A 23,031-nucleotide genomic window follows, 5' to 3' on the forward strand; every position below is an offset into this window, starting at 1 on the left:
ACGACGCACCTCCGATGATTGGGGTGGACGCCATGGACGCGCGCGGGGCGCGTTCGGTTTTAAATTCTGGTGCAGGGGGAGGACCCCGGGTTTCTGGCCACAGCCGGTCAGAGCCATTTAGCTCGAAGGACCTGTTGTTTTGGCAAGATAAGAATTGAACCCTTCCTCGTTGCGTCACTTCCAGCGGCATGGGCAGAGGTGCGGCACCGGTCACGGCGCACAGCGCGCAATCGGCGCATTTGGGGCAAGGTGCGGTCGGGTCTGCATCGCCTTTTTCAAGATCAACCTCGACCCAGACCGCGCCGCCCTCCGAGCAGATCTCAACCCACATGCTTTGCCCGGGACTCGCCAGCGCCGGGCTAAGCAGCTGCAAAAGCAGAAGGATTATACCTGCCACCGCACAAGCTGCGCGGGACGCGCAAACAGCTGAAATGTGCAAAGGATTATGGGCGGGCATGGAGAATCCAACTCGGTGATCTTTCCCAAGTCCTAAGAGATTCCCGAAAGCAGATACTTGACTTCGGTTAGGCCTTTGGAGAATCCGACCTAGCCGTCTGCTTCGTCCATCAAACTGCGTACCCAGCGCCCTGCAAACCAGCAGGCAGGTACACCCAATGGGATTGACCACAGGATGGCTGTGACAGGCTCAATCACTCCGAATCCGGCGCTGTTGGCGATCAGGCCAGCCAGAAAAAGGTTTATGGCCACGGTCAGCGCAGACGCTGGATACAGCAACATGGCCAGTTTCCACACCGGCCATTTGCCCTCAGTGGCTGGTTCCTTCCGAGAAGGTGATTTTGTTCCAGACATTGTACTTTCCCGAAGGTTTGCGCATCGGCAGACGGCGGACCTCTTCCAGTGTTTTTGCATCATAGATGATCACCGCGCCGTCATCTTCCCAGATCGAAACCAACGCATGGCTTCCGTCCTTGGTGAATTCCACATGGGCCACGGTTTTGCCCGGCGCTGGGCGCAGGGTCCGCACGATCTCAAGGGTTTGCTTGTCGATCACATGCATCACATCCTTGTTGGGCCCAAAGAAAACATCGGCCCAGACATATGGCGAGTTTTCATGGCTGCGCATGAAAAACCCCGGCCCTTCGGTCTTGATCCGCTTGACCGTTTCCCATGTCTCCATGTCGATCACCGAGACGGTGCCATCAGTCAGGTGCGGCGTTGCCATCACAGTTGTATCGCCGCGCCGCCAGGTAATCCCGGAACCCAGATGCGGCATGCCGGGCAGATCCAGGTCAGCCACTTTTTGGCCAATGACCAGATCAATCACCTGACCGCCGTTCCCGTCGCGAGATGCGCCCATGACGTATTCATAAGTCTGGTCGAAAAAGAAATCGTCCAGATAGTCGGGCGTAGTGATCTTGCGTACTGGGAAAGGGTTAGGGTTCTTGAACTGCCCTTCGATACGAAAATCGTGTCCCAGCCCGGATTGGGGTGGATTGGCGCCATAGAAGACCTCCCAAATCTCTGGCACATCCTTCAAGGCCAGCACAAAGCTTTCCCGTGGCGGAGCTTGATAAACGGCCGAAACGCGGCTGGGATTACCTTTCCTGCTTTTAATCTCGATGACTTTTGCCACCGAAAGATCCCGGGTGGACAAAAGGGTTAGGCTGTTGGGTAGGTAATTCGCCACCGCCAGCCATTTGCCATCGCCTGACATGGCAATGTTGCGGCTGTTTAGTCCCGCCCGCACGCGACCCACCTGTTGCAACGCCCAGATGTCATATTTCTGGACCCAGCCATCGCGGGACATGATGAACACGTAACGTCCATCGGGGCTGAACTTTGGGCCGCCATGAACGGCAAAAGGAGTTTCAAATCTGTCCAAAACCTCAAATGTGTCACCGTCCAGAACGCTGACATGGTGGTCTCCGGTTTCCACCACCAACGTGATGTTCATCGGATCACTGGACCAGACGGGCGCATCAATCTCGACATAGTCTGCGTCCAGCGTACGGCTGGCCATGATGTCCGCCTCGGCCCAGTCCGGGGCGGTCTCGAGCGGGGATTTCAGCCAACCTGCCAACTCCTCGATCTGCAGGGCGTTCAGATTATGCGCAAAGGCTGGCATCTGGGTGGCGGTGCGCCCTTCGGCGATCACGGCGGCGACCCGCGGGCCGCGCATGCGTTTTAGCGTTTCGGGTATCAAGGCCGGACCAACACCGCCCAGCCGGGTGTCACCGTGGCAGGACGCACAATGTTCGGCATAGTCGGACTGGGCGTCGGCCCATGCGGCGCTGGTCAGCAGAAGCGCGCACAGTGTTCCAAGCGTCCGAGCCCTAAAAGAACTGATGCGCCGGATCATGGCTTTTCCCCCGGAAAGGTGTGACCTGCAGGCGTTTGCCCACTTTTTCCACGCCAATTTCATCGTTTGACAGGTAACAGGCCGGGTCCTCGGCCCAGGGATCGCCCGTCAGTTGCAGGGCCCGGATGCGCGTGTTGCCACCGCAAACATCCCTGAGCTGACAAACTCCACAGCGCCCTTTCAGCGGACGTGGGCGAGTGCGCAGCATGGCCAGCATCTTGTCGTCCCCGGTCCACAACTCGGAAAACGGCGTCGTTTTCACATTCCCGACCGTGTAATCTGACCAGTAGGTGTCGGGATGGACCCGACCAAGATTGTCGATATTGGCCACCCCCAACCCGCTGGAGTTCCCGCCCCAGGCCGCCAAATGCGCACGTATATGCGAGGTCTTTTCGGCATCAAAATGCGTCCTGACCCAGTTCAGAAAATATCCGGCGTCGGCATCGTTATTGCCGGTGACGATATCCAGCGGGCGCCCGCCCGAGGCAGCCTCCCACGCACGGTCCAATAACAGATCCAGACCTTTGCGCGTGCGCAGATGCTCGGCATCCTCGCCCCTGTTCTTGTCGCCGCGACCGGCGTAGACCAGATGAGACAGGTAGAATTTGTCGACCCCCTCATCATCACATAGCTGCAGGAGATCGGGCAGATGGTGCTGTGTGCCCTCGGTCAAACAGAATCGCAAACCAACCTTGATGCCGCGTTTCTTGCACTCGCGTACGCCGCGCAGGGCATCTGAAAAGGCGCCCTCGACACCTCGGAACCAGTCGTTTGTGGCCCCGATCCCGTCAAGTGATATGCCGACATAGTTAAAGCCGACATCAGCGATCATATCGGCGGTTTCATCGTAAATCCGCGTGCCATTCGTCGACAGCGCCAGCATCGGCACCAATTTGCGCGCCCGGTTGGCGATATCAAAGAAATCGAACCGATCCAGCGGTTCCCCCCCCGAGAGGATCAGGGCCGGGACGCGAAATTGGCCGAGATCCTCAAGGGTTACCATGGCTTGCTCGTGGCTGAGCTCACCCGGGAACGCGACATCCGCCGAAACAGTATAGCAATGGCGGCATTTCAGGTTGCAGCGCCGGGTCAGATTCCAGATGACCACCGGCTTAACCGGGCCGGGGCGGCGCTTGCGCACGGGGGTCGGGGTGACCAGTTGCTGCATGTATTCAGTCAGGCGGAACATGGCGTTTGGCCTTTCGGTTTCAGGCGCAGCCCGGTCTTTTTCAGGATGCGCGTTGAATACAGGATGTCCTTGCCCCGGCAGGCACTGCCCAGAATACCGGCAATCTCGGCCCGTTTTTCTTCGACTTCACCCCTGTCTTTGCCATGGACCATGGCGAACAGGTTGTAAGGCCAGTCGGGCAGGGCACGTGGACGTTCATAGCAATGGGTGACAAAAGGCAGACCGCCAATATGTGCCCCCAAATCAGCGATTTGACTGTCATCGACGTCCCAGACTGTCATGCCGTTCGAAGTCATGCCCAGTTTGTAGTGGTTCGGGGCTGCGGCGATACGACGTATAACGCCGCGCGCCTTAAGTTCTGCGAGGCGATACAGCAGCGCTTGTTCGTCCATCCCAAGGCTTTCAGCGACCCGAGCGTAGGGCGAAGGCACCAGGGGCAATCCGCCCTGCAGAACCTCGATAATCAGTCTGTCTTTTGCGTCGATCATGCCGCCACCCGGAAGCCGATGAAAAATTCCTGCAACTTGGGAAATCTGAGAACTTCGATCCCCGTCTCTTGTTCGATCGCATCGGCGCAGGCCTCAATCCCTTGGGGCGTTTCGGTGGCCAACACGAACCACATGTTCAGCCGGTGCGTACGTTCATAATTATGGGCAACTTCGGGATGCGCATTGACTTTGGTCAGGACGGATTCAAATGCCTCTGTCGGTATGGCCATGGCACATAGGCAAAAAGCCCCGCCCATCGCGGCCGCGTCAAAGAACGGGCCAAAGCGCGTGATGACCCGTTCATCCTTCATCCGTGATAGGCGAACCAACAGATCCTGTTCCGAAATCCCCAGTTCTTGGGCCACCATCGCATAGGGTTGTGAGGTCAGAGGTAAGTCGTCCTGCATTCGGTTCAGGATTGCCCGATCAGTTTCGTCCAGGGTCATGCCGCTGTCTCCTTGGGTTGGATCAGCGCGCCGGTCTGTTTGAAACAGCGCGTCGAAAACAACACCTTGTGCTGCGCGCCAAACAGCTCAGGCAATGCCGCAGCCCCGGCCAGGACGTTTCGCGCTTCGCTGCGCGAGCGGGCGTGGATCATGGAATACAGGCGGTAAGGCCAGATGTTTTCAACTGGTCGACGCTCATAACACAGTGTCACGCCAGGGTATTTTGCCAGCGCAGGTCCGGCACGATCGACCTGATCAGTTGGCATATCCCAGACCACCATCGCATTGGCCGACCAGCCCAGTGCCCGGTGTCTTACGATCACGCCAAGTCGCGAGACGATTCCAGCCTCATGTAAGATCCGGATCCGCGTCATGGCGTCCTCTGGTTTACGGTCCAAAGAGGCGGCCAGTGCTGCGTAAGGTTCGCAAACCAGCGGTAAGCCGGAACTAAGCGCCTGCATCAATGAGCGATCACCCTTTTGCAGAACGGAACAGTCCACCTTGCGCGGTGCCGGTACGTTGCGTTGCTTGCCTGTCATTCGAAAGCCCAAATCAACATTGAACGGCCGAACCAGACGCAAGTCCAAAACCTGCAAACCGGTTTGCAGACCAATCCGGGCCAGAGTGGCGTCCACATGCGCGCGATCAGGGCCGGTCGCTACAAACCAGAGGTTCCATTTGTCCTCACGTTGATAATTGTGGTTCACACCGGGCTCTGCGTCGATCAGGGCGGCAATGTCCTCCAGATGCTCCTCGGGTGCGGCCACCGCGGCCAGAGTGCTGGCCGTCACCGCGCCCGGAGTGATCGTGGCCCCGACCCGGGTGATCCGGCCGGTCGAACGCATTCGCGCCAGACGGTTCAGCACTTCAGCTTCGTCCAGCCCCAGCGCCTTGGCCACTGGCTGAAACGGGCGGTCGACAATCGGAAATTCGCGCTGAAAATCGTCCAGCAGGCGACGGTCGATCGGGTCAGTGATATGTTGCATGGGTTACAACCCTGTTCTGTGCGCGCGGGCGGTGAAAAAGATACCCGAGGGGCTGTCCGCCGCGATCTCGCGCAGCTTTTCAAAGCTATGCGTGTCGTAGACCACGACCTTGTTGGCGTCGCGGACACTGATCCAGACCTCATGCCCGCGTGCCGTGAACTCCATATGCAGGACGGCAGGGCCCGGAGAGAATTCGTGGATGACCTGTTTGCTGACGCTGTCGATGACCTGAATTGTATCGTTCAATGGATGGGCAAAATTCACCCAGACCTGTCGCCCATCCGGGCGCGCCATGGCAAAGACCGGCTGACCATGGGTTTGGGTGCGGCCTGTTTCTGTCAAGGTTTCGGCGTCAATCCAAAGAACCTCATGGTGGCCGACCGCGGGCAGGACAAATTCGCGATCCGTCAGTGCCCAGCCCTCAAGATGAGGCATCTTGTATACCGGCATCTCTTCCTGTCCGCGCCCATAGCCCGGAAGCACGCGGATCGGTTTTGGATTGTCTGCCCATAGGTCCAGCGCGGTCAGCCCGTCCTCGCCAAACAGACCGGTGATATAAGTGCGACCATTGGCGGTGATCAGCGCGTCATAGGGGTTCTTACCCATATCGGTGATCTTGGTGATCTCGGGCGCGCCATTTGCGAAATCAGCAATCCAGGTCTCGCCCGTGTCCCACATGGAAAACACGAACCGACGGCCCGGCGCATCGACAAGACCTATGGTTTTGCTGTCGGTGGGAATGTCGGCAACCAGTTCCAGCGTATCCGCGTCGAACACGCGTACGCCACCCGGCTCATAGTTCGACACCGCAACCAGTTGGCCGTCATCCGAAATCGCGCCGCCAATGGCATTGCCAGCCTGCACGACCCGATTTGCAATCTGACGGGTCACTATATCAACCTTGGTCAGCCCGCCATCGCGGCCAAAAACATAGGCAAAGCGTTCGTCGGGTGAATAGACCAGGGAGGCGTGGGACAGATCGCCCAACCCTTCGATCCGTGCCAATGCGGCCCGGTCCGACTGGTCCACCAATAAGACCGACCCTTTTGCCCGTTCGATCACAAGGCCCAGATCTCCGGTGGCGGTGGGGTCTGCATTGGCAGGTGTCATCATCATTAGGGCAACGATGCCAAGGGCAAGTTGTTTCATTTTGCCTCCTGTTCCAGCAGGTATCGGGCGATCCATTCGGCCTCTTCTTCGCTGATCAGGGGGCGCCAGGGGGGCATAGCCGTGTCGGGGATGCCGTCTAGTATGACCCCCGTCAGGACGTCCGCCTCGTAATGTTCCAGAGTTTCCGGTCGCAGATCAGGACCAAGCCCACCTTTCAGGGACAATCCGTGACACGAGCCGCAATCCTGGTGGACCAACCGTTTCAGGGCGGTTGGGTCGATGGCGTCAGCGGCCAGAGCGGAAGTGGCAACCAGAACGACGGCTGTCAGAACAGTATGCGCGGCCCAGCCCGGCTGCTTGCGGTCCATATGCGCCAGGCTACCCATGCGCCCGCTCCAAAATCTCGGTCAGGGCCTGATTGGCATAAAGCGAAACGACCTTTCCGATAATGAATAAGGTAGGGGCCTTCAGATCCGCCTTGCGCACATCCGCGGCAATCTGGTCCAGTCGGGATACAAGGCGGCGTTCAGAGGCACTGGTGGCCTGCCCAACAGCCAGGACCGGGGTGGATCCGGGTAGGTTCTCGGTCATCAAGCCGATGGCGATCTGGCCGATATTGGCCACGCCCATATAGACGACCAGCGTCGTATCCGGGTCCGCCAGTCGTTTCCAATCCAGATCAAGAACTTTGTCGGACTGCCTGTGCCCGGTGACATATTGAACCGAGGTCGCCAGTCCGCGATGGGTCAGGGGCACGCCGGTCGAACAGGATGCGCCTTGTGCCGCCGTGATGCCCGGTGCGTATTCGACCGTAACACCGTGTGCCATCAGAAAAGCGGCCTCTTCCGAGCCGCGACCAAAGATCATCGGATCCCCGCCTTTCAGCCGGGCCACAACGTGACCTGCGCGTGCGTGTTCCAGCAGGATTTCGTTGATGCGATCCTGAGGAACAGTGTGGCACTTGGGGGCCTTGCCGACGGCGATCAGCCGCGCGCCTTCGGTGTGCATGGCCAGAATTTCATCCGAAACAAGGCGGTCATAGACCACCACGTCCGCCTCCTGCAGCATACGCAGGGCGCGCATGGTGATCAGTTCGGGATCACCAGGGCCGGCACCAATCAGAAAAACCTTACCGCTCATGTGCAAACTCGCTTGTTCGGAATGTCTTCGGAACCCGGTGTTTTGGTCGTTTCCATGCGCGAATATGGGACGTTGCTGGGGGAACCGGGCGTGTCATGGAAACAAGTTGGCGCACAGGTAAACCGACCTCCTTGACTTAAGTTAAGGAGCACGGGAATTGCGCCCGCGCATCTTTCAGCCTGCCGCTTATCAGGGCTCTACGGTGACCATTCCGAACATGTTCTGTGTCTCCCAATGTGGTCCGCACAGGTAATCCTGGGCGCCGGGAACAAGAAATGTCAGATCAACAAATTCCTCGGGGAACAGGCGGTCACTCTCGGCTTTGCTGCCATCTTTCAGCAGGACGCTATGGCTGGTGCGTTTGTCTACGTTCACCCAACGCACTGTGGTCCCCGCTTTGACCGTCAGTTGGGCTGGGCAGAAATTGTATTTGTACATCAGCACAACCTCTGCATCTTCCACATCTGAAGACGGCTGACCGAACAGATCCACGTAGCGGGTTTCTGCCTCGGCGCAGATCTCAGCTGTGTCTTCGTCTGCGGCCACTGCAGGTGACGCCAAAGCCAGAAATGCAGGAAGAAGTAGGCGGATCTTCATCGTCCAAGTCTCCATACCTAATACTTTGGGGCCGGTTTACCCGGCCCCATCAGTCATTGCCCGACCACGTTGATATCAGCACTGTCGTCGTCCAGCGCGAAGCTTGTGTTCAGCGTTACGTGGTGAAATCGTGCCGCGGCAAAGTCATCGTGGATTGCAAAGCCGACCGTATAGGTCTTGCCCGGTTCCAATGGCACATCACCCGGTGCGCCCGAGTTTAAGGGCCGCGAGAACGTGACGGTCCAAATACCACCCGACAAGTTGGCCGAGGCGGCGATTTCGCCATCATTGACTATGCGCTGTTCCAGAAGATAGCCGTTGCTGGCGCTGCCATCGGCATAGACGCGCATCAGATCCAGATAGGTGCCGTCATCCAGATATTGCGCGATCTGCGCTTCGGCCTGCAATTTGTCCCAGCCACCCAGAGCTTTCCCACGCCGGCCTTTGACTTCGACCTCGGTGCGGCTTTCGCTGATATATTTGGTCACAGTGTCCTGAGCGGCCAGGCGGCCTGCAACATCGCCATTGGCGACAATCGCATCTGCACCCGGATCAAACGGCATATAGGTGTTGTCCGCGTGGCACGAGGCCCAGCAGCCCACCTGATCCCCCATTTCGATCCCGGTTCCGGTGATCATCATGGCGACCTTGATCTGGTTGTCCGGGTCCATCTTCCCGCCATCCACAAATGGTGCTGGATTGTGACCTGCATCCGGCCATTGCAGGCGGATATAGAGGTTTTCGGCATCATGGGCCGCCTGAACAGTTGCGTCGATCACACCACGTTTTCCAGGGATCGGGGTTGGTTCTAGCTCGCCGCCTGCGACGATCTTGTTTCCAATCATGTCCAATTCCTTGGCATGACAAGTCGAACATTGGTCGCCACCTTTTGTCAGTGGCCGGGCGCCGCCGTGGAACTTGCCATTCTGAACCCATTCAAACGAAGCCTGACCGGGATAAAACAGCTTCAGATCCGCGCTTGTGATGCTGGTCCAGTCGATATCGCCTCCGATATCGCTGCCACCGCCTGCCGGGGCTGTAGATTCTTCACCGCTTGATTTGGCGCGTTCTTCGGCGACTGCAGCGTCCACAGCGGCTGCGATCTGGGCTTGCACCGCCTCTTGTTGTGCTGTCTTGGCCGATTTTTCGGCTTCGGCCTCAGCCGCCTCCTTGGCTTCTACACGGTCGAGACTGGCCAGGTATTCTGGCGGAATTGCACGGATGAAATCAGGATTCGGGGCTTCAATCTGTTCCAGATATTCATCTGTGGCCCTGTCGCGGATGTTCGAATGCGCAATCCCTTTGTGGCAGTCGATACAGGTCTGGCCTGTCTCCATTGCGTTCAAATGTTGCTGGCGCGCGCGGGGGCGCTGGAACTCGGGCATCATCGATTCAAAGTCGTGGCAGTTGCGGCACTCGCGCGAATCAGTGGCCTTCATCCTTTCCCATTCATTCATCGCCAGATGGATACGCTTAGCTTCGAACTTCTCGGGTGTACTGATCGAGCCAACCACCTTGCCATACAGTTCTTTGGACGCCTTGATCTTGCGGATCATCTTGTGGGTCCAGTCCTTGGGTACGTGACAGTCGGAACAGACCGCCCCGACCCCCGATCGGTTCACATCGTGGATGGTCCCGGTGTATTCTTCATAGACGAAATCGCGCATCTCATGGCACGAGATACAGAACTCTTTGGTGTTGGTGGCTTCCATGGCGGTGTTGAACCCACCCCAAAAGACGATCCCGGCGGCAAAGGCAGCGGCAATACCGGCCACAGGCATTCCCCACAGGAAATACCGACGCCAGATCGGTGGTTTCTTATCTGGATCGGAGGTCATGTCCGGGCTCCGTTTTGGCTGTGTTGACTGGCGCGGCGTGTCAGGCCTGCGCATTCGGCTGATGGATGAAACAAGGACAGGGCGGGCGAGGGGCCCGCCCTGCTCCGAGTTGATCGAAACCCGTCAGGTGACGTGGTTCGACCGGTTGTAGACGTTGAACTTGCCGGTCGGGGCGTACAGCCCTTCGATGCGACCGATCTCTTCCAATGTCTTGGCGTCAAAGATCACGATCTGACCGTTGGGTTCTTTTGAATCCGACAGGTTCCACTTGGACACCCAGACCTCGGTTCCATCCGCGTTGAATTCAAAGTGAACAGCGGCGCTGCCTTCGTCTTCGGTGATCTGGATGGTTTTCACGATCTCGCCGGTCTCTTTCGAGATGACCTGCACAGATTGCTGCACTTCCGGTTCCGGGTGTTTGGTCTGGTCAGCCCAAATATAGTCCGATTCCGGATGCGTACGGACGAACAGGCCCGGGCCGTCTGTTTCCACTTCGTAGCAGATCTTCCAGGCGTCATCGGGTCGGTTTTCGGGGTCGTTGCCCCAGACCGTCACGGTGCCAACCCCGAGGTGGGTTGTGCCAGCTACCGGCCCGCAATTCGGGTCAATCCAGTTTGCGCCCGGACCGGGATGCGGCAACGCGGCCGTGTCGATCATCGCCTCAAGCTTGTGGGTCTCGGTATCTACAACCACCATCTTGTTCGATGCGTTTGCAGCGATCTGGAAATACCGGCCAGTCGGATCGAAGAACCCGTCATGCAGGAATTTGGCGCTGTCGATCTTGTCGATCCGCAGATTGTCTAGATCAGTATAATCTACTTGCCACAGTTGCCCCAGCTCTTTGACGGCAACGATCCAGGTCGGCTCATTTGGAGTTGTGTAGATAGCGGCCACGCGAGCCTCTTCCACATAGTCCCCGTCCACGTTCACGCCGCGGGTCGATACAACCTTGACCGGCTCCATCGTTTGGGCGTCAACGATTGCAAAGTGCGGCGGCCAATAGCCCCCACCGATGACGTATTTGCCATCGCCGGAAACAGCAACGTCGCGGGCGTCATAGGCAATCTTTACCTCAGACACCAACATCTTGTCCGGCGTCTGCCAGAGGTCGATCTTGGTCATCTTGCCGTCGCGGCCCATGGTGTACCAGAAGCGACCGGGCTGTTCCGGCTCTTCCAGAGAATGGTGTTCGGATGCTTTCAGAACGTGCACCGCATAGCCGGTCGGAATATGTGTCAGCACCTCTTTGGTGTCGCCATCGATAACAGCGACTTTGCCGACGTCGCGCTCGATAACAACAAAGAAGTTTTCCCAGTTGCGGCCATGCATCGGCTCAGTTGGGTAGTCCTCTTCTTCAACATATATCTTGCGGGTCGCCATCATCTGGTCCAGCGACATTTCAGGTGGTTTGGGCGGCTCCATCATGATGTAAGTCGCCATGTCTTTGATTTCCTGCTCGGACATGATGTCCGAGAAGTTGTTCATCCCGCCTTCGGTGCCCCAGGCGATGATCTTCTCAAGCCGCTCTTGCCCAAGCGCAAGTGTACCGCCTTCGGTCACGGCGCCGTCAGCTGCGGTTTTCTTCCAATGCGGTTCAAGGTTCTTGCCAGTGGCGCCTTTACGCAAGACACCGTGGCACCCCGCGCATTGTTCAAAGTAAAGTTGTTTGGACGCTTCAAACGCTTCTTCGTTCAAAGTTGGCTCTTCGGCGAAAGCTGGTGCAGCGACACTGCCCAGCAACATCGCCAAACCGACCCCGAAGACGCGGCCCGTTTTGGTATAGCTGATTCCAAGTGACATGATCACTCTCCATTTGCTGGTGAGGCGGTCCAAGCGTGGGGCATCGCGCAAGGGTGCTCCTTGACGAAAGTCAACACCAGTCGCGCAATTCAGGTGGCGGGCAGGGAAAAACGTCAATTTTCCGGCTGGGAAAATCTGTATCTTTGGCACACTTTTTCGCCGGTTTGATTTTTGTTAAGTCGCGCAGCCGGGCGGCTTGCTAGGGCTTGGAAAACACCAAGGAGAGCAGCCATGCCCGCAATCATCACCCGCGTGTTTGGTGAAGGGTTTCGTGTATTCTTTCTGTCCGCCGGCCTCTATGGCCTCTTTGTCGGAGTGGTTTGGGGGCTGTGGCTGACGGTGCCATATGCAGTGCCGGATTATGGCATGGCCCCGCCCATGTGGCACGCGCATGAGATGATCTTCGGCTATGCAACAGCCGCGCTGGGCGGGTTCTTTCTGACCGCAGTGCCAAATTGGACCGGCGCACCAGATGCGCGTGCGCAGTTCATAACGTTGGCCGCCGGATTGTGGTTGGCTGGTCGGATGGCGATGTGGTTTTCGGGGATGCTGCCTGCGGCGCTTGTGGCGGTGGTCGACCTGGCCTTTGTACCGATTCTGGCGGCCAAGATTGCAACCCAGCTCATCCGGAGGCCGAAACCTCAGAACATGCTCTTTCTGCTGTTGCTCAGCTTTATCTGGATTGCTGATCTGTTCACGCATCTTGAATGGACGGGGATAACAGATGACACATTGCATACCGGGCTGCGCGCGGGGTTGCTGGCGCTCTGCGCGATGATTGCCATTCTTGGCGGACGGATCACCCCGGCCTTTACCCGAAACGCCATGAGACGCGCGGGCGTTCCCGAGGCGAACTGGCCAATATCTGTGCCAATTCTGGACAAATCAGCGATGGCGGTTGCCCTGACCCTGCCACCAATCGTTCTGGTGCTGGGGTCAGGTGCTGTGGCTGGATCGATGGCGCTGGTTCTAGGGGTGGCGCAGGTTTCGCGCATGGCCCGCTGGCGCGCGGGCTGGGCTGCGCGGGAGCCGATCCTATTGGCACTGTATCTTGGGCTTGCAATGCTGGCGCTGGGACTGATCCTCTGGGGGCTGTCAGTGCTGGGTTTCGGAAACGAGATCGCAGCCCTACACATCCTGGGCATCGGATGCGTCGGCGGCATGACCCTAGCGGTCATGAGCCGCGCCGCGCTTGGCCACAGTGGTCGCGCGCTGGTGGCACCCGGCCCAATGGCGGTGGCCTATGGTCTGATGGCGGTGGCGGCCCTGTCGCGGTGGATTGGGGCAGATCTGAATGCAGGTTACATGGTTGCGATGCTGCTGTCGGACGGGTTGTGGGTCAGCGCCTTTGCGCTTTTCCTGATCGCGATGTGGCCCGCGCTGACGGGTCCCAAGGTGCAACGGTCAGCGTGATTTCATTTCCTTTTGCAAGTCTTGACTTTCGTTAAGGATATACCGTGCTCATCCCGTCATTTTAGCCAGACTAGCTAATCTGCGCAAAGGAGAGCGCAATGCGAGAAGTCATGACCAAGAGCATGGCACGCAATATATTCTATGGCGGGTCACTGTTCTTTATCCTCATCTTTCTGGCTCTGTCGGCCCATTCTCACTGGTATATCGTGAACTCTGAGAACGCAGCAAAGCTCGATGAAAGTGTGATCAGGGGCAAGCACGTCTGGGAAAAACACGCCTGCATCAACTGTCATACCATCCTTGGCGAAGGTGCATACTTTGCACCAGAGGTTGGCAATGTGATGACACGTTGGGGCGTGCTGGACGACCCGGAATCGGCCTTTGAAGCCCTCAAAGGCTGGATGGAGGCGCAGCCGACAGACATTCCCGGTCGTCGTCAGATGCCCAATTTCAACCTCAGCGACGAAGACATCCGTGATCTGACCAACTTTTTGATCTGGACGGACAATATCGACGCTCAGGACTGGCCGCCCAACGAGGCGGGCTGAGAAGGGAACGGAGCAATGAAATACGAATCCCAAAAAATCGCCTATGCCTACTTTGCGGTGGCAATGGCCCTGTTCGCGATACAGGTTCTAGGCGGCCTTCTGGCCGGCTTTATCTATGTATCACCCAATTTCCTGAGCGAGCTTTTGCCGTTCAACATCGTGCGGATGCTGCACACCAACTCGCTGATCGTGTGGCTGATCCTCGGGTTCTTTGGTGCGGCCTATTTTCTGATCCCGGAAGAGGCCGAGCGTGAGATCCATTCGCCCATGCTGGCCTATCTGCAGCTGATCATTCTGGTGGTCGGTACACTGGGCGTGGTCTTGACCTATACGTTCAACCTGTTTGAAGGCAACTGGCTGCTGGGCAAAGAAGGGCGCGAGTTCCTAGAGCAACCCAAATGGGTCAAGGCCGGCATCGTCGTGGCCGCACTGATCTTCCTGTACAACGTGTCGATGACCGTTCTGAAAGGCAAGAAGACCGCGATCACCAACATCTTGTTGCTGGGTCTTTGGGGTCTGGCGCTGCTGTTCCTGTTTGCCTTTTACAACCCGGGCAACCTGTCCTTGGATAAGCAATACTGGTGGTATGTTGTCCACCTGTGGGTCGAAGGTGTCTGGGAACTGATCATGGCCTCGATCCTGGCCTATCTGATGCTGAAGCTGACCGGGGTAGACCGTGAGGTTGTCGAGAAATGGCTCTATGTCATTGTCGCCGCCGCGTTGTTTTCGGGTATCCTTGGTACAGGTCACCATTACTATTGGATAGGCACACCAGGGTACTGGCAGTGGATCGGCTCGATCTTCTCAAGCCTCGAAGTGATCCCCTTCTTTGCGATGATGGCCTTTGCCTTTGTGATGGTCTGGAAGGGCCGTCGAGACCACCCGAACAAAGCGGCGCTGCTGTGGTCGCTGGGCTGTGCCACATTGGCCTTCTTCGGTGCCGGTGTCTGGGGCTTCCTGCACACGCTGCATGGGGTGAACTACTATACCCACGGTACGCAGATCACTGCGGCTCACGGTCACCTAGCTTTCTATGGAGCGTATGTCTGCCTCAACCTGGCAATCTTCAGCTATGCAATGCCGATCCTGAAGAACCGTGATCCTTATAATCAGGTTCTGAACATGGGCAGCTTCTGGCTGATGTCCAGCGGTATGGTTTTCATGACCTTTGTGCTGACCTTTGCTGGAACAGTGCAGACGCACATGCAGCGGGTGGTCGGAGACTACTTCATGGATGTGCAGGATCAGGTCGCGATCTTCTATTGGATGCGCCTTGGCTCTGGCATCGTCGTGGTCTTGGGTGCGCTGCTGTTCATCTACTCGATCTGGGTTCCCCGGAAAGAGATCATTGAAGCCGGCGCGGCCGAAACCCCAGCGGAGTGATGGATATGGATGGCTCCATGAAACTGAGAACGGGGGCGGCTGACGCCCCCTTCTACCTGCCACAGGGTGATGAATGTGACGTGTTCGCTGCTGCCTATACCAACAACCTGCCGGTCCTGCTGAAAGGCCCGACAGGTTGCGGCAAGACCCGGTTTGTGGCGCATATGGCCGCCAGTCTTGGCCGCCCGCTTTACACAGTGGCCTGTCACGATGACCTTGCCGCTGCGGACCTGATCGGGCGCTACCTGCTGAAAGGCGGGGAAACGATCTGGGTCGATGGGCCCCTGACCCGCGCGGTGCGCGAAGGCGCGATCTGCTATCTGGATGAAGTGGTCGAGGCGCGCAAGGACGTGACCGTCGTGCTGCACCCGCTGACTGACGACAGGCGCATCCTGCCGATCGACCGCACCGGTGAGGAGCTTGTGGCCGCGCCCGGTTTCATGCTGGTCGCCTCATATAACCCGGGATATCAGAATATCCTGAAAACCTTGAAACCCTCGACCCGGCAGCGGTTCATCTCACTGGAGTTCGACTTTCCGTCGCCCGAGATGGAGGCAAAGGTCGTCGCTAAGGAAAGCGGGCTGGCGCTGGAACGCTGCAAGCCGCTGATCCGCTTGGCAGGTAAACTGCGCGGGCTCAGGGGGCAGGATCTTGAAGAGGGCGTTTCCACCCGTCTGGTCGTCTATGCCGCCACGCTGATCGCGCAGGGCATGTCCACCGACCGCGCGATCCTTGCCGCCATGATCGAACCTCTGACAGATGACGAGGACATCAAACGCGGGCTCCTCGATCTTGTCACGGCTGTCTTTGGGTGAGGCCGGCCGATGGTCAGGATCGATTTTGAGCCATGGGAACCCGAAGAAACGATCGGGAAACTGTGGCACTCCCTTGCCAGCCGTCTCGATGCACCCCAGGTGCATGTTGGAGCCGCGGTCGACCTTTCTGAGGTCGCGGGGCGGCTGGCAGTCCTTTTTCGCGGGCTTGGGGGCAGCCCGGGCGTTGAATTGCGCCCGGTCTCGCCCGAGGTTTCACACCATCGCCTAAGCTGGCGCCGTCGGTTGGGTACCGAAGTTGAACTGATGCCGCGCGCTTCGTTCGATGGCGAAGTGCTGCGCCTCCCGGACCGTCTGGCGGTGTTTCCCGCGCGCGAGGCGAACGGAGCGCTGTATGTTTGGCTGGCCGCCGCAGCGGCCCATGCGGGAACCCGGATCGTCGAAGGTGATCCGTTGCGCGCCGATCTGCACGCGCTGAGCGCTGCACAAACCATGGTTAATGCAACCTTGGACAACGCCCCCGGCTTGCGACCGCTTTACACCGAGCTTTGCAAAGGTGTTCTGCATGAACGCAACAAATCCGGCCTCCCGCCTGTGGAAACAGCGGTTGAAGAACTGATCCGCCATCGGCTGGGCGACCCCGCGCCTTTATCCCCGAAGGCCAGGCAATTCATGTCATTTGACGATGACCTGACTGCCCCACGCGGATATCAATCTTTCCGCCCTGTCCCTCTGTGGCCGGAATTACGCGCTGTTGGTTTTTCAGAGCATAACGATGTCGAAAACCCCGATACCGAAGGCCCGCCCGAGGAATCGGGTGAGAAAACCCACCGTGCCCGGCGGCGCAAATCCGACCAGGCTGAACGCAGTGACAGTTTCATCCTTCATAAATTCGAAGCGATCCTCAGCTGGGCCGAGTTTCTGAACATCAACCGTCGCATTGATGACGATGATCCCGACAATGCCAAAAAGGCCGCCGATGATCAGGATGAGATCGGTTTGGGCCAGATTTCCAAGGCGCCGCCGACCAAGCTGAAATTGCATCTGGACCTGGCACCCGAGGATGTGAATCGCGAACGTCTGTCGGGCCGTATTCTCTATCCGGAATGGGACGTGCGCACCGGGCAATACCTGCCCGATCACGTCAACGTTCTAACTTCGGACGCCGATATTCGTGAGGATGCCGCCGAGTTTGGAAAAGACCCCGCCACCGCCCGCCGTATCCGCGCCGTCAAACGCCAGTTCGAAGCGCTGCGCCCGGGCCGCGTGATGACCCGAGGCCATCTGGACGGCGATCAACTGGACATAGAAGCCGCCGTTCGGGCGCAGGTTGACCGCTGTGCAAACGGTGAAGGTACCGAACGCATCTGGCAACAATCCCGCCCCGAGGCACGCGATCTGGCGGTATCCATCCTGCTGGATGTCAGCCGCTCGACCGAAAGTGCCGTGACTGGCCGCGCCGTGATCGACATCGAACGCGAGGCGCTGGCAGCGCTGGCCTGGGGCCTGAACGCCTGTGGTGACGATTTCGCCATTCACGCCTTCAGTTCACTGAAACGACAGCGGGTCTATGTGCAACGCTGCAAACGGTTTGATGAGGTGATGGGCAGCCAGGTTGAACAGCGCATCGCATCGTTACGCCCGGGGCACTATACAAGGCTGGGTGCCGCGATCCGCCATTGCTCGGCCGATCTGGCCACCCAAACGCGTAAGCGCCGGTTGTTACTGGTGATCACCGATGGCAAACCCAATGATCTTGACCACTACGAAGGCCGCCACGGAATCGAAGACACCCACATGGCCGTGCGCGAGGCGCGCCGAGCCGGGCAATCGGTCTTTGGCGTCACCATCGACAAGACAGGTAAAAGCTGGTTCCCGCGGATGTTCGGGCAGGGCGGCTTTGCCGTCATCCCGGACCCGCATCGCCTGACTATGGCGCTGCCGCAAATCTACCGCCAACTGGTCGGCGCATGAGCGACGCGTCCCTTATCGACGAGTTGCCCGGCGAATTACTGATGTGGGTTCTGATCATTTCGGAACTGCTGGTCTTTGGTGCGGGCCTGATCGCTTTCATGGGCGTGCGCCTGACCGATCCGGCGGGCTTTGCCGAGGCGCAATCGCATCTGCACCGCACCGGAGCCGCGCTGAACACTGCGGTTCTGGTCACCTCTGGCTATCTGGCCGCGCAAGCCTTGCATTGGCGGCAGATTGCGCGTCGGACTGCTGCCCGCCTGGCGTTAATCGCAGCTGCCGCGCTGGGCGTTGTATTCCTGATTATCAAAGGTGTGGAATACGCGGACAAGGCTGCACAAGGAATTACCTACGAGACCCATCCGTTCTTCCTATTCTACTATCTGCTCACCGGCTTCCACGCGGCACATGTGTTGGCTGGGGTTGTTATCCTGCTGCTGGTCGCCTGGAGGGACAATCCCCGCAACATCGAGGCCGGCGCCCAGTTTTGGCACATGGTCGATCTCGTCTGGATCATGCTGTTCCCCGGGATCTACCTGTTGGGATGACGGACATGACCCAATCCTCATCGGATCCAAAAAGCTCCCGCTGGATGCTTCCAAACCCGCTCACCCGCGCATGGCTCAGCCTGTTGGTTCTGAGCACCGCTTCGGCCCTGCTGACGATACTCCCCCTGTCCTCACCGGTGTTGAGCGCAGGCATTTTGATCCTGGCCCTGACCAAAGCCCGCATTATCCTTGCACGATATCTGGACCTGACGCACAGCCCGGCCTGGCTGAGCGGTTTCACCATGGTACTAACCGGATTTGCGATGGTGATCTTCGGCCTCTCACTGTTTTGACATGAAAAAAGCCGCCCCCGTGGGGCGGCAGTTCTCCAAGCGCAGGGACGCCTCAGTTATTGTGCGGCCATCGGCATTCGCGCGATCTGACACCGTTGCCACAGGGCCGATAAGGCACCGACCAGATGGTCGATATCTTCGTTCGTATGAACCGGAGAGGGGGTAATTCTCAGGCGTTCGGTGCCTTTGGGAACGGTCGGATAGTTGATCGGCTGAATATAGATCCCGAATTCTTCCAGCAGCGTATCCGAGATGAATTTGCATTTCACCGGGTCACCTACCATCACCGGGATGATGTGGCTGGGATTGGGCAAATGCGGGATGCCTTCGGCGTCCAGTTTGGCGCGCACCTGCGCAACGCGGGTTTTCTGCAGATCGCGCTCGGTATTGGATTGCTTGAGGTGTCGGATCGAGGCGGCAGCGCCTGCTGCTATTGCGGGTGGGAGGGCGGTGGTAAATATGAACCCGCTGGCAAAGCTGCGGACAAAGTCACACAAGGCAGCGGATGCCGCGATGTAACCGCCAACCACGCCGAAGGCCTTTCCCAGCGTCCCTTCTATGACGGTCAGACGATCCATCAACCCTTCGCGTTCGGCGATGCCACCACCGCGCGAGCCATAAAGGCCAACGGCGTGGACCTCGTCCAGATAGGTCATCGCACCATATCTATCTGCCAGGTCGCAAATCTCTTTGATCGGAGCGATATCCCCATCCATCGAATAGACAGATTCGAAGGCGATCATCTTGGGCGCATCTGGATCGGCTGCGGCCAGCTTTGCCTCGAGGTCCGCCAGATCATTGTGCTTCCAGATCACTTTTTGTGCCCGCGAATGGCGGATGCCTTCAATCATGGAGGCATGGTTCAAAGCGTCCGAGAATACGATCAGACCTGGGATCTTCGCAGCCAGCGTCCCAAGTGCCGCCCAGTTCGACACATAGCCCGAGGTGAACAGAAGGGCGGCTTCTTTCCCGTGGAGGTCGGCCAGTTCCTGTTCCAGCAAAACGTGGTCATGTGTCGTGCCCGAGATATTGCGTGTGCCCCCTGCGCCCGCGCCGCAACGGTCGAGTGCATCGTGCATTGCCCCGACTACGTCAGGATGCTGGCCCATTCCCAGATAGTCGTTGGAACACCAAATTCGTACGTCGCGCTGTAAAGCGCCGTCCGTCTGGCGTGCATTCGGGAACGCGCCACAGCGGCGCTGTAGATCAATGAAGATGCGGTAGTTGCCTTCGTCGCGCAGATGCTCAAGGCTTTCGCTGAAAAAACGCTCGTAGTCCATCTCGAACACTCCTGGGAATACTGGCTTTCCAGCAAGACTATGTGCCGGACCCGCTACGCAACATGACAAATGTCAAGCCGCAGAAAGGAAAGGCTGGCTTGGAAGCCGAAGGTTTGGCATAGCCTTAAGAGGACGGACGTACTGATCGGGTACGCAACTAGAAAAGAGGGGAAAGCTTCGTGGCGCATGAGGCACTAAAAGCGATCGCCAAGCAGTCACTATTGCTCAAGAGCTTTCCCGAGCATCATATCGACACGCTGTTAAGCCACGCGATCTGGCGGAAATATGATCGCGGAGAGACGATTTTTCTACAGGAAGAAAAAGCCCAGGCCATTCATGTGGTTCTGTCGGGCTGGGTAAAGCTGTTTCGCATGTCCCCTACCGGTGCCGAAGCAGTTGTCAGCGTTTTCACCCGCGGCGAAAGCTTTGGCGAAGCGGTCGCCTTGCGTAACGTTCCCTATCCGGTTTCAGCCGAGGCAGTTTCGGCCTGTGAGATCATGCACATTCCAAGTCCGGTCCTTTTGTCCCTTATGCGAGAGGACCCGGAAATTGGGGTGTCAATTCTGGCAGCTACCTTTACCCATCTGCATTCTCTGGTCGCCCAGCTTGAGCAGCTTAAGGCCCAGACCGGCGCACAGCGGGTGGCAGAATTTCTTCTGACTCTCTGCGAAGCCGAGATGGGGGACTGCATTGTCGAGCTGCCCTATGACAAGATGTTGATTGCCGGGCGCCTGGGCATGAAGCCCGAAAGCCTGAGCCGCGCCTTTTCCCGGCTAAAGCCGTTTGGCGTTAAAATTGACCGGACACATGCCCTGCTCTCGGACATTCAAGTACTGCGAGACTATGCAGAAAGTGACCCCTCCGAAAAGTGACCGAATTTATTGGCCGGTGCTTTGCCGGGTGCGCCAAAGAGCCCCGAGAACGTGCTTCTTTATTCAGGCTAGGACATGCGCATCGATCCCGTGAACACGATTCCCTGTTTCCGGATAAGGGCCTTGTGCAACGTCAGGTAATCCAGAACTTCAAAATAAGCTGGTTTTGGTGCTTGCTGGGTCCACGCAGCTGAGGTGATATGCCGTCAAGTTCCAGTCGGCATCTTCCGTCTGTACTTAGGGTCGAAATCGAATGGGAAACTCTAACCTTTAGGGGCTTCTACGATGTCAAAAATCCGTTCAACGACTATCTATTCGGAACCGGCATTCTGACAGCGCTGATTACCGCTTTCCTGTCGATAGTCACTTCTATTGCGACTTCGACGGACGAAGTTGGTACCTAAATCTATGTCCACATGCGGGATGTTTTGCTTACGGTTCTAGCGTTGACCGAAGCTGAGCGGCTGCCTGAAACCAACACATTTATCCAGCATAGTTTTGGCGGATCCTGTAGCACACGATGATAAGCATGTGAGCACCGGATACGAACAGCATGGTGCAAAGGCTTATATGCAGGGACCCGTGTTTACCACCGGGTCAGTGCATCTTCGTCTTCGTCCTTGGCCGAAACCCACTCCGCACCAGCGGTGGTGATTTCTTTCTTCCAGAAGGGGGCGCGGGATTTTAGGTAGTCCATCAGATATTCGGCCGCCTCGAATGCATCCTTGCGATGCGGTGCGGCAGTGGCCACCATCATGATCCGATCCCCCGGAGCGAGCCTGCCATGCCGATGGATCACCAGCACATTGCCCAGCGACCAGCGGTCCATTGCTTCTTGCGCAATCTGGGTCAAGGCCCGTTCCGTCATGCCCGGATAATGCTCAATCTCCATCACGTCCAAATCGCCCGTGGCCAGATCACGCACAACACCGGTAAAGGTCACGATTGCGCCATTTGCAGCATCGCCCGCCGCAAAGTCATTTGCCTCGGTACCTAGGTCAAACGGGTCTTCCTGCACCACGATGCGCATGACCTCAGCCACCTGTCATTGGTGGGAAAAAGGCAACCTCACGAACGCCCGCCAACGGGGCGTCAAAATCCGACAATTCCTGATCCAGTGCAACACGTAAGGCCGACAGATCCGCAAAGGCCGCTGCATAGCGATCCTCGCGCGCGCTAAGTTCTGCGACCAGATCGGATACGGTGGCGGCCTCGGTTTCAACCCGTTCTTTCGGCAGGCCAATCCGTTCGCGGACCCATGCGAAATACAGCACATCCATCCCTTAGTTCTCCTTCAGGTGTGGCATGGCTTTACGTAGGTAGTCATAGCCGGTGATCAATGTCAGCGCTGCTGCGATCCACAGCAGCCACAGGCCGATCCGACTGGACCAGAACATCCCTTCAAGATGCCAGCGCAGGCCGTTCAGGTCGTCTTCCTGCCCGGTCAGAATCTGGTCGATCAGCGTTGGGTCCATGCCGAAGCTGGCCATCACAAAGTAATGCTCGAAGATGCCCTGTGAAAACAAGACGGCTATCGCCACCATCTGGGCCGTGGTTTTCCATTTGGCAAGTTTGGTAACTTTCAGCGTCCCAGCCGTATCACCCAGATATTCGCGCAGGCCTGACACAAAGACCTCTCGGAACAGGATCACAGTGGCAGGCAGGACCAGCCACGGCGTCCAGTGTTCGGCCGAATACCCGACCAAGATCATCAGCGCGATCACCACCATCGCCTTATCGGCAATCGGGTCCAGCATGGCGCCAATTTTTGTTTCCTGCTTCCACGCTCGTGCCAGATAGCCATCGAACCAGTCGGTTAAGGCGGCTGTCAGAAACAGGATCAACGCGAACCAGTCGGCATAGGGCCGGGTGAAATACAAGAACATCACGGCCAGCCCCGGGGCTGCCAGCAGACGCAGGACGGTCAGAATATTGGGCAGGTTCCACTTCATGCAGCGGACCCTACATCGCTAAAATCCAACAGAAAAGATAGACAGTCAAAAAACCGTACTTGTCCCATGAACTTGGTCAAAGCG

The 23,031-nt window shown here is 57.9% G+C and carries 24 protein-coding genes; 8 read left to right on the forward strand and 16 right to left on the reverse strand.

The annotated features are described in order from the left end of the window. Positions 1-546: 546 nt before the first annotated feature. The 12 genes from AC2FIP_RS07570 to AC2FIP_RS07625 all read right to left on the reverse strand — a co-directional run bounded on the left by AC2FIP_RS07570 (position 547) and on the right by AC2FIP_RS07625 (position 11,914). Positions 547-738 carry a hypothetical protein gene (locus AC2FIP_RS07570; protein WP_496691879.1) on the reverse strand — a complete coding sequence of 64 codons (192 nt, stop codon included), beginning with the start codon at positions 736-738 and terminating at the stop codon, positions 547-549. A gap of 28 nt (positions 739-766) precedes the next feature. Continuing rightward, positions 767-2,320 carry a cytochrome D1 domain-containing protein gene (locus tag AC2FIP_RS07575; protein ID WP_496785833.1) on the reverse strand — a complete coding sequence of 518 codons (1,554 nt, stop codon included), beginning with the start codon at positions 2,318-2,320 and terminating at the stop codon, positions 767-769. Further along, positions 2,295-3,509: a heme d1 biosynthesis radical SAM protein NirJ gene (gene nirJ, locus AC2FIP_RS07580; protein ID WP_496785834.1), complete on the reverse strand. Its 1,215-nt coding sequence runs from the start codon at positions 3,507-3,509 to the stop codon at positions 2,295-2,297. Before nirJ ends, AC2FIP_RS07575 begins: the two co-directional genes overlap by 26 nt. Continuing rightward, positions 3,497-3,997, reverse strand: coding sequence for a siroheme decarboxylase subunit beta (gene ahbB, locus AC2FIP_RS07585; RefSeq protein WP_496689127.1), 501 nt, complete (start codon positions 3,995-3,997; stop codon positions 3,497-3,499). The genes nirJ and ahbB (AC2FIP_RS07585) overlap by 13 nt, the downstream gene beginning before the upstream one ends. Continuing rightward, positions 3,994-4,443: an Lrp/AsnC family transcriptional regulator gene (locus tag AC2FIP_RS07590; protein WP_496696565.1), complete on the reverse strand. Its 450-nt coding sequence runs from the start codon at positions 4,441-4,443 to the stop codon at positions 3,994-3,996. The genes ahbB (AC2FIP_RS07585) and AC2FIP_RS07590 overlap by 4 nt, the downstream gene beginning before the upstream one ends. Further along, on the reverse strand, positions 4,440-5,429 hold the full coding sequence (gene ahbB / locus AC2FIP_RS07595) for a siroheme decarboxylase subunit beta (protein WP_496696563.1): 990 nt from the start codon (positions 5,427-5,429) through the stop codon (positions 4,440-4,442). Before ahbB (AC2FIP_RS07595) ends, AC2FIP_RS07590 begins: the two co-directional genes overlap by 4 nt. A gap of 3 nt (positions 5,430-5,432) precedes the next feature. Continuing rightward, on the reverse strand, positions 5,433-6,578 hold the full coding sequence (locus AC2FIP_RS07600) for a cytochrome D1 domain-containing protein (RefSeq protein ID WP_142635237.1): 1,146 nt from the start codon (positions 6,576-6,578) through the stop codon (positions 5,433-5,435). After that, positions 6,575-6,925 carry a c-type cytochrome gene (locus AC2FIP_RS07605; protein WP_271948625.1) on the reverse strand — a complete coding sequence of 117 codons (351 nt, stop codon included), beginning with the start codon at positions 6,923-6,925 and terminating at the stop codon, positions 6,575-6,577. The genes AC2FIP_RS07600 and AC2FIP_RS07605 overlap by 4 nt, the downstream gene beginning before the upstream one ends. Continuing rightward, the gene (cobA, locus tag AC2FIP_RS07610) at positions 6,918-7,679 is read right to left on the reverse strand and encodes a uroporphyrinogen-III C-methyltransferase (RefSeq protein WP_281972619.1); all 762 of its coding nucleotides are present in this window, start codon (positions 7,677-7,679) and stop codon (positions 6,918-6,920) included. Before cobA ends, AC2FIP_RS07605 begins: the two co-directional genes overlap by 8 nt. Before the next feature lie 189 nt (positions 7,680-7,868). After that, the gene (locus AC2FIP_RS07615; protein ID WP_281972618.1) at positions 7,869-8,276 is read right to left on the reverse strand and encodes a cupredoxin domain-containing protein; all 408 of its coding nucleotides are present in this window, start codon (positions 8,274-8,276) and stop codon (positions 7,869-7,871) included. A 53-nt stretch (positions 8,277-8,329) separates the two neighbouring features. Continuing rightward, positions 8,330-10,114: a NapC/NirT family cytochrome c gene (locus AC2FIP_RS07620; protein ID WP_496785835.1), complete on the reverse strand. Its 1,785-nt coding sequence runs from the start codon at positions 10,112-10,114 to the stop codon at positions 8,330-8,332. A gap of 123 nt (positions 10,115-10,237) precedes the next feature. Next, positions 10,238-11,914 carry a cytochrome D1 domain-containing protein gene (locus tag AC2FIP_RS07625; RefSeq protein WP_496691871.1) on the reverse strand — a complete coding sequence of 559 codons (1,677 nt, stop codon included), beginning with the start codon at positions 11,912-11,914 and terminating at the stop codon, positions 10,238-10,240. A 231-nt stretch (positions 11,915-12,145) separates the two neighbouring features. Between AC2FIP_RS07625 and AC2FIP_RS07630 the strand changes: the two genes are divergently transcribed. The 7 genes from AC2FIP_RS07630 to AC2FIP_RS07660 all read left to right on the forward strand — a co-directional run bounded on the left by AC2FIP_RS07630 (position 12,146) and on the right by AC2FIP_RS07660 (position 18,843). Further along, positions 12,146-13,327: an NnrS family protein gene (locus AC2FIP_RS07630; protein ID WP_496691870.1), complete on the forward strand. Its 1,182-nt coding sequence runs from the start codon at positions 12,146-12,148 to the stop codon at positions 13,325-13,327. Positions 13,328-13,425: 98 nt separating this feature from the next. Continuing rightward, positions 13,426-13,875: a c-type cytochrome gene (locus tag AC2FIP_RS07635; RefSeq protein ID WP_142635251.1), complete on the forward strand. Its 450-nt coding sequence runs from the start codon at positions 13,426-13,428 to the stop codon at positions 13,873-13,875. A 15-nt stretch (positions 13,876-13,890) separates the two neighbouring features. Continuing rightward, positions 13,891-15,258 carry a cbb3-type cytochrome c oxidase subunit I gene (locus tag AC2FIP_RS07640; RefSeq protein WP_496676741.1) on the forward strand — a complete coding sequence of 456 codons (1,368 nt, stop codon included), beginning with the start codon at positions 13,891-13,893 and terminating at the stop codon, positions 15,256-15,258. 5 nt (positions 15,259-15,263) lie between these two features. Then, positions 15,264-16,073 carry a CbbQ/NirQ/NorQ/GpvN family protein gene (locus AC2FIP_RS07645; RefSeq protein ID WP_416383916.1) on the forward strand — a complete coding sequence of 270 codons (810 nt, stop codon included), beginning with the start codon at positions 15,264-15,266 and terminating at the stop codon, positions 16,071-16,073. A gap of 9 nt (positions 16,074-16,082) precedes the next feature. Further along, on the forward strand, positions 16,083-18,005 hold the full coding sequence (locus AC2FIP_RS07650; RefSeq protein ID WP_496728692.1) for a nitric oxide reductase activation protein NorD: 1,923 nt from the start codon (positions 16,083-16,085) through the stop codon (positions 18,003-18,005). Next, positions 18,002-18,550 (forward strand): cytochrome c oxidase subunit 3, encoded by a 549-nt coding sequence (locus AC2FIP_RS07655; RefSeq protein WP_496785836.1) that lies wholly within the window; start codon positions 18,002-18,004, stop codon positions 18,548-18,550. Before AC2FIP_RS07650 ends, AC2FIP_RS07655 begins: the two co-directional genes overlap by 4 nt. A gap of 5 nt (positions 18,551-18,555) precedes the next feature. Continuing rightward, positions 18,556-18,843 carry a cytochrome C oxidase subunit IV family protein gene (locus AC2FIP_RS07660; RefSeq protein WP_496728688.1) on the forward strand — a complete coding sequence of 96 codons (288 nt, stop codon included), beginning with the start codon at positions 18,556-18,558 and terminating at the stop codon, positions 18,841-18,843. A gap of 56 nt (positions 18,844-18,899) precedes the next feature. On the opposite strand, the gene hemA is transcribed toward AC2FIP_RS07660, so the two are convergent. Continuing rightward, positions 18,900-20,123: a 5-aminolevulinate synthase gene (gene hemA, locus AC2FIP_RS07665; RefSeq protein WP_496785838.1), complete on the reverse strand. Its 1,224-nt coding sequence runs from the start codon at positions 20,121-20,123 to the stop codon at positions 18,900-18,902. A gap of 179 nt (positions 20,124-20,302) precedes the next feature. Here hemA and AC2FIP_RS07670 point away from each other — a divergent pair, with 179 nt between their 5' ends. After that, positions 20,303-20,995, forward strand: a complete 693-nt coding sequence (locus AC2FIP_RS07670) for a Crp/Fnr family transcriptional regulator (protein ID WP_271948599.1) — start codon at positions 20,303-20,305, stop codon at positions 20,993-20,995. Between the two features lie 586 nt (positions 20,996-21,581). Here the strand turns inward: AC2FIP_RS07670 and AC2FIP_RS07675 are convergent. The 3 genes from AC2FIP_RS07675 to pgsA are packed head-to-tail and all read right to left on the reverse strand — an operon-like array spanning position 21,582 to position 22,947. Then, the gene (locus AC2FIP_RS07675; RefSeq protein WP_281995277.1) at positions 21,582-22,025 is read right to left on the reverse strand and encodes a molybdenum cofactor biosynthesis protein MoaE; all 444 of its coding nucleotides are present in this window, start codon (positions 22,023-22,025) and stop codon (positions 21,582-21,584) included. A gap of 4 nt (positions 22,026-22,029) precedes the next feature. Next, positions 22,030-22,275 (reverse strand): molybdopterin converting factor subunit 1, encoded by a 246-nt coding sequence (gene moaD, locus AC2FIP_RS07680; protein WP_142635267.1) that lies wholly within the window; start codon positions 22,273-22,275, stop codon positions 22,030-22,032. A gap of 3 nt (positions 22,276-22,278) precedes the next feature. Then, on the reverse strand, positions 22,279-22,947 hold the full coding sequence (gene pgsA, locus AC2FIP_RS07685; protein WP_142635269.1) for a CDP-diacylglycerol--glycerol-3-phosphate 3-phosphatidyltransferase: 669 nt from the start codon (positions 22,945-22,947) through the stop codon (positions 22,279-22,281). Positions 22,948-23,031 lie beyond the last annotated feature (84 nt).

Source organism: Ruegeria sp. CDSB114, assembly GCF_059611025.1.